This is a genomic window from Kitasatospora sp. NPDC001539 (assembly GCF_040298565.1).
Classification (GTDB): Bacteria; Actinomycetota; Actinomycetes; order Streptomycetales; family Streptomycetaceae; genus Kitasatospora.
Genome location: NZ_JBEPAK010000342.1, coordinates 1 through 5,937 on the forward strand (window position 1 = coordinate 1; position 5,937 = coordinate 5,937).

The 5,937-nt window shown below is 73.3% G+C and carries 5 protein-coding genes and 1 pseudogene; 1 reads left to right on the forward strand and 5 read right to left on the reverse strand.

Translation table 11 applies throughout. From position 1 onward, the window contains the following. Window positions 1-96 precede the first annotated feature (96 nt). From ABT247_RS31045 to ABT247_RS31065, 5 genes and pseudogenes are all read right to left on the reverse strand, one after another. Window positions 97-885 (reverse strand): DUF1684 domain-containing protein, encoded by a 789-nt coding sequence (locus ABT247_RS31045; RefSeq protein ID WP_350749287.1) that lies wholly within the window; start codon window positions 883-885, stop codon window positions 97-99. Window positions 886-1,172: 287 nt separating this feature from the next. Beyond that, window positions 1,173-2,033 (reverse strand): acyl-CoA thioesterase II, encoded by an 861-nt coding sequence (gene tesB / locus ABT247_RS31050; protein ID WP_350749289.1) that lies wholly within the window; start codon window positions 2,031-2,033, stop codon window positions 1,173-1,175. A gap of 181 nt (window positions 2,034-2,214) precedes the next feature. Beyond that, a complete protein-coding gene (locus ABT247_RS31055) occupies window positions 2,215-2,904 on the reverse strand; it encodes an alpha-ketoglutarate-dependent dioxygenase AlkB family protein (RefSeq protein ID WP_502892537.1) in 690 nt (229 codons plus the stop codon). 168 nt (window positions 2,905-3,072) lie between these two features. After that, window positions 3,073-3,549 (reverse strand): annotated as a pseudogene (locus tag ABT247_RS31060) (transglycosylase family protein); the annotation flags it as partial. A 127-nt stretch (window positions 3,550-3,676) separates the two neighbouring features. Continuing rightward, on the reverse strand, window positions 3,677-4,453 hold the full coding sequence (locus tag ABT247_RS31065; protein ID WP_350749292.1) for a transglycosylase family protein: 777 nt from the start codon (window positions 4,451-4,453) through the stop codon (window positions 3,677-3,679). A gap of 593 nt (window positions 4,454-5,046) precedes the next feature. Between ABT247_RS31065 and ABT247_RS31070 the strand changes: the two genes are divergently transcribed. Next, on the forward strand, window positions 5,047-5,904 hold the full coding sequence (locus tag ABT247_RS31070; RefSeq protein WP_350749295.1) for a DUF8842 C-terminal domain-containing protein: 858 nt from the start codon (window positions 5,047-5,049) through the stop codon (window positions 5,902-5,904). Window positions 5,905-5,937 lie beyond the last annotated feature (33 nt).

The window sequence follows — 5,937 nt, forward strand, 5'->3', positions numbered from 1 at the left end:
GTCCGACAACCGCTCACCCGCAGGCGACTTGACCTGCCCCACCCTTGCCACACCACAACCAACGAGCCACAGACACCAAAGTCACCGGCATTGGGTCTAACGGGTCAGCACCTGCTTCTCCCCCGCCTCCACGGCGAAGTCCAGCCGGTTGCCCGGCGGCGGGAACGGGCAGATGAAGTGGTCCGCGAAGGCGCAGGGCGGCAGGTAGGCCCGGTTAAGGTCCAGGACGGTACGGCCGTGGTCGTCCGGGGCGGGCAGGGTGATGAAGCGGAAGCGGTAGGTGTCGATGCCGCTGGTCGCGTCCGCGATGACGCCGGTGAGGCGGTTGCCGGAGCGGCTGACGGTCAGGGTGCGGTGCTCGCCGGCCACCGTGAACTCGACCTTCCCGTTGACGGCCAGCGGGCGGTCCTTGCCGTCCGCGTTCGGGACGAGGACCGACTGCGCCTCGCCGTCGAATGGCGTGAAGACGGCGGGGACGGCCCACTCGGGCGCGTACGGGTAGGCGGAGATGCCCGCGAAGGCGGCCCGGCGGGGTGCGGCCGGGTCGAAGACCCGCAGGGCGAGCTCGCCCTCCCGCTCGATGGGGACGAGCAGCAGATCGCCGAGGACGGCCGTGTCGGCGGCCGGGTCGGTGTCCGGTCGCAGCAGCACCTCGCCGTCCACCGGGTCATCGGCGCCGGTGACGGTGATGCCGTCGGCGGCCGTGGCCCGCACCCGGACCCCCTCGGCGTCGGCCCACCACTGCCCGGGCAGCCCGGGCAGCTCGGCCGGTTCGGCCTCCAGCCAGTGCGTGCCGGTGAGTGCGAGCTGGCCGTGCGGCGCGCTCACCGACGCCGCCCGTCCGTCGCTCCAGTGCTTCCAGTCCTCCGCGGCCGTCGCCGTCATCGGTCAACCCTCCCGGTCAGGTGCGCGGACGGCCGCCGTTCGAACCGTCCGTCTCGGTCATCCTCCACAACGCCATCCTCCTCAACACCGCCCGCCCGGACGGTTCATTCCCCGAACCCGGGGAGCCGCCCGTATCGCAAGGAGACTGCAATGCGGCGGCAACACGGGACGGCCGGGTTTCGCCGATTCGACGTGTCGACCGAGTCGGCTGAGCCGGCTGAGCCGGCCGGCCACGGCCGAAAACGGCTGAACCGGCCGAACCGGCAGATCCAGCGGATCCGGCCGGTTCAGCCCTTCAGCGGCCGGAACAGGCCCTCCTGCACCACCGACACCACCAGCTGCCCGCTCCGGTCGAAGATCTGCCCGCGCGCCAGGCCGCGCGCGCCGTGGGCTATCGGGGACTCCTGCTGGTAGAGCAGCCAGTCGTCGACACGGAAGGGCTGGTGGAACCACATCGCGTGGTCCAGCGAGGCCATGTCGAAGTGCCGGGTGCCCCACAGCGGCTCGACGGGGGCGCGGACGGCGTCGAGCAGCGTCATGTCGCTGGCGTAGGTGAGGGCGCAGACGTGGATCAGCGGATCGTCCGGGAGCGGGCCGTTGGTGCGCAGCCACACGCCGCTGCGGGCCTCGACGCCCTCCAGCTCCTCCTTGCTCCAGCGCAGCCGGTCCACGTAGCGGATGTCGAAGGGCTGTCTGCGGCTGATGAACGGGGGGAGTTCGCCGAGCCGGGAGCCGACCTCCTCCAGGGCGCTGGGCAGGTCCTCGGGCGCGGGGACCTCCGGCATCGGGTACTGGTGCTCGATGCCGCCCTCCTCCGGCCGGTGGAAGTCCGCGGTGAGCGCGAAGATCGACCTGCCGCCCTGGATGGCGAGCACCCGGCGGGTGGTGAAGGAGCGGCCGTCGCGGATCCGGTCGACCTGGTAGACGATCGGCACACCGGGCACCCCGGGGCGCAGGAAGTACGCGTGCAGCGAGTGGACCGGGCGCCCGCCCTCCACCGTGCGCCCCGCCGCGACCAGGGCCTGTCCGGCGACCTGGCCTCCGAAGGTGCGCTGAAGCGCCTCCTCGGGGCTGCGCCCGCGGAAGATGTTCAGCTCGATCTGCTCCAGGTCGAGCAGATCCACAAGGTCGTCGACGGGGGTACCCATGCGCACGCTCCCTCTCCGGGCTTCGATCAGTTCTCCAGCTCACTCGAATTCTCCGGCGTCCCGGGTCATTCCCGCTCACCGGGGCAGGCCGAGCAATTCACTCGAACGAGTAATCGATTGAACGCACAGATGACGCACCCTGGCCGGCCACTACCCCGCCAGCCGCACACCCGCCAGCCACCTACCTCTCCAGCCCCGACTCCCGCACCGTGATGTTCAGCCGCCCCACCAGCCCCAGCGCCGGATCCGCCGTCCCCGGCAGCGTCCGCACCACCCCGTGGTACGCGAACCGCGCCGGCCCCCCGAACACCAGCAGGTCCCCGCTGTGCAGCTCGAAGTCCGTCCACGGCCTGGTCCTGGTCTCGGTGTTCCCGAGCCGGAACACGCAGGCGTCGCCGAGCGAGAGCGAGACCACCGGCGCGTCCGTGCGCTCGTCGCGGTCCTGGTGGAGGCCCATCTTCGCGCCGTGCGGGTAGTGGTTGACGATCGCGGTGTCCGGTTCGTACGCCGCCGCGCCCGCGATCTCGCCGACGCGCTCGCCGTAGGCGTCGGCCACCGCACGCCGGGCCAGCTCCCGGAGCAAGGGCGGGAACGCCTTGACCGGCGTGCCGTCCTCGGCGGTCCGTGCGTAGCCGTACGGGTACCAGTGCCAGCCGAGGCTGACCATCCGCACCGACATCACCCCGCCCGTCGGCATCCGCACCTCGTGCAGCCCGGCCGGCGGGCGCGCCCACTCCCGGCAGGCGGTGACCAGACGCAGGCGGGCGTCCGGGTCCAGCCAGCCGGGCAGCAGCACGGCTCCGGGCGCGGGCTCGAACCGTTCCCGAGCGGCTGAGCCCCCGGGCAGGTCACCGAACAGTTCGCCCTGGATCACCCCACCATCCTCCCCCACCGGCCCGGCCGGGGCCCAGACCGAGCCCCGACCCGACCCAAGCCCGCCGACAGCGGAACCCACCCCGGCACGCCCACCCCGCGCCGACCCGCCCGCGCCGCCCGCGCCCCCGCCGATCAACCCCAACTCCCGCGCACACGACGGCCAGGCCTCCCACCCCTGCTGCCGCAGGATCTCCTCCCCCACCGTCGTCTGGTCCCGCCGGCTCGCGTGGTCCGGCCGGTCGGCGAAGTGCAGGCCGCCGGCCTCAGCCCAGGTGGACAGCCGGATCTGCAGCCCGCCGTAGAAGCCGTTGCCGGTGTCGGCCCGCCAGTCGCCGCCGCTCTCGCACTCGGCGAGCTCGTCCCACACCAGGTCGGCGACCCGCGTCCCCTCAGCGGCCCGTATCCTCGCAGCGACCCGCACCGCCTCAGCAAGCCCCGTCCCCACAGCGGCCCCGCGAACCCCCGACCCCGGCCCCGCCCCCCGCGCCACGACCGACCCGGGCCCGGCCCCCGGCACCACCGCACCGGCCCGCACAGCGCCCGCCCCCATCGCCGTCAGCACCGCCAAGGCGACCGCCCCCGACCGAAGCGCGCCCCGCCCGCGGCGCTCGTCACGGCGCCCGTCATACGAATGCGGCATGGCAGCCGACCCTAGACGGCCCGCGCCCCGGGCCTCCGCGACACACCGGGAACGCCGACGGCCGCTCCCCCGCACAGCGGAGAAGCGGCCGTCGAGCCCCGGACGACGCCAGTCGTCCGAAAGGGACTCAGATGCTCAGGGTCTGACCCGGGAGGATCAGGTCGGGGTTGCCACCGATGACCTTGGCGTTGTTCTTGTACAGGTCGTGCCAGTCCAGGCCCTGCGCGGCGGCGATGGCGCTCAGGGTGTCACCGGACTTGACGGTGTAGCTGCCCTTGGCCGGCTTGGCGTCGTTGGAGCCGGTCCAGGACTTGGCGGCGTCCTGCTTGGCCTCGGCAGCCTTCGGGGCAGCGGCCTTCGGGGCGGCGGCCTTGGGGGCAGCCTTCGGCTCGGCAGCGGCCTTCGGGGCAGCCTTCGGCGCGGCGGCAGCCTTCGGCGCCGGGGCCTGCGCCGGCTTGGCGGCAGCGGCACCGGAGCCCGCCGAGGTGTCGACGGCGGCCGGGGCGCCGCCCTTGGTCAGGCCCGCCTTGACGGAGCAGACCGGCCAGGCGCCCGGGCCCTGCGAGGCGAGGACCTTCTCGGCGACGGCGATCTGCTGCGCCTTGGTGGCGAGGTTGGCCTGCGCGGCGTAGGCGGTGCCGCCGTAAGCGGCCCAGGTGCTGGAGGTGAACTGCAGACCGCCGTAGAAGCCGTTGCCGGTGTTGATGGCCCAGTTGCCGCCGCTCTCGCACTGGGCGACGGCGTCCCAGGTGGAGACGGACGCGGCGGAGGCCGAGGTGGCCGTGACGAGACCGGCCACCGGCAGGGCCGCGACAGCGGCGCCCGCCACGACGGCCATCCGCACGCGGTTGCGCTTGGTGGCGGTGGAGGGGGTGGCAGCGGCGTTCTCGTGACGGAAGGTCATGGGGTTCCTCTCGACAGCCCCGGGCGGGCATGCGGAACCAGGCCCTCAAGAGGGCCGCTGTCGCTTGCCGCGTCCGTCGGACGGCCGTGCACGTGTCGGACGTGCCGCTGCCGCCCCGGCCACCCAGCCACTCACCGGCGACCTGTTCGAGCGATCGCGTCGGCGGGCACCTGCCGCACCCCGCCGGAGCCGGGGGGCCGGTGCGTCGGGGGTGAACCCGGGTGGCGCTCGTTGCGCCGCCCAAGAAGCTACGAGTCGGTCGGCGGGGAAACCAAAACTCCACCGGTCTGCCCAGCTCAGCCGGGGGTTACCGGAGGTAATGACCAAGCAATCCTGACCGAAATGTCCGCTTTGGCCGTTGATTCCTAGATCAAACCCCGAGGCGGCGTGACTCACCTCACCGCCCGATTCCGGCAGTCCTGTCACCGACATCGACAGATTGCGAGCACGAGAACACGCTGTGCGGTCGCATCCAGGGCAATTCCCGTCAGCCTCGACCGGCACCCGTGACGCCTGACACAAGGGCCCGTTGGGCATGGCGACCTCTCCGTGTCCGCCCCGAACACCCACCCGCACCCATCCGAGGAGACCCTGTGCCGCGCATGCTCGACGTCAGCGACGAGGTCCGGTCCGAGATCGGCGACGATGAGGCCGACCGCCTGCTGGGCGGCGACCGCGCCCCCGACAGCTACGAATGCACCTCCTGCCGCACCCCCGGCGACACCCACGCGGACCCCACCAGCACGGTGCTGTTCGTCGGCGACGAGACGGCCGTCCTCGCCTTCGCCCACGCCCGCTGCATCCCCTCCCAGGTGGTCCCGGTCTCCGAGGAGCAGCTGGCCGGCGCAGTCCGCAGCATCAGCCAGACCCAGCCCGCAGCCACCCCGGACCTCGTCGTACCGAACCTCGCACTCCCGGACCTCGCCCTCCCGTCCCCGGCGGTCCCCTCCGACGCCCTGCCCCAGCCGACCGCCCCCGGCCAGGCCGCCATCCTCGGCATCACCTGCGGACTCGTCCTGCACGGCAAGGTCGGACACGCCTCACTGGTGGTCGAGCCCACCGGCCCCGTCGGCCGCCCCGGCAGCACCTCCGGCGAGGACGAGTTCCTCGACCTGCTCCAGGACGCCGGGTTCCAGCGGATCAGCGACCTCGACGAGACCCCGGAGCAGCTGCCCGGCTGGTCGGTGCTGGTCGCCATGGGCAAGCTGCACGCGATCCTCCAGCCCGCCGCGGCCGGCGGCAGCACCGGCTGGTGGCAGGCCCACCAGCCGCTCCAGGTCACCGACGCCTGGCGGATGGCGGCCAGCCAGCTCGCCGAGGTGACCATGTACGCCGTCCCGGCCGGCATGGTCGGCCGCCAGCCCCGGGAGGACCTGCTGCGCCAGGCCCTGGAGCGGGCGGTGGCGCTGGGCCAGGTCGTCGCCGCCTCGCTCCCGCTCGCCGGCACCTGACCGGACGCGGCGGTCGACCCACGCCGCACCGGG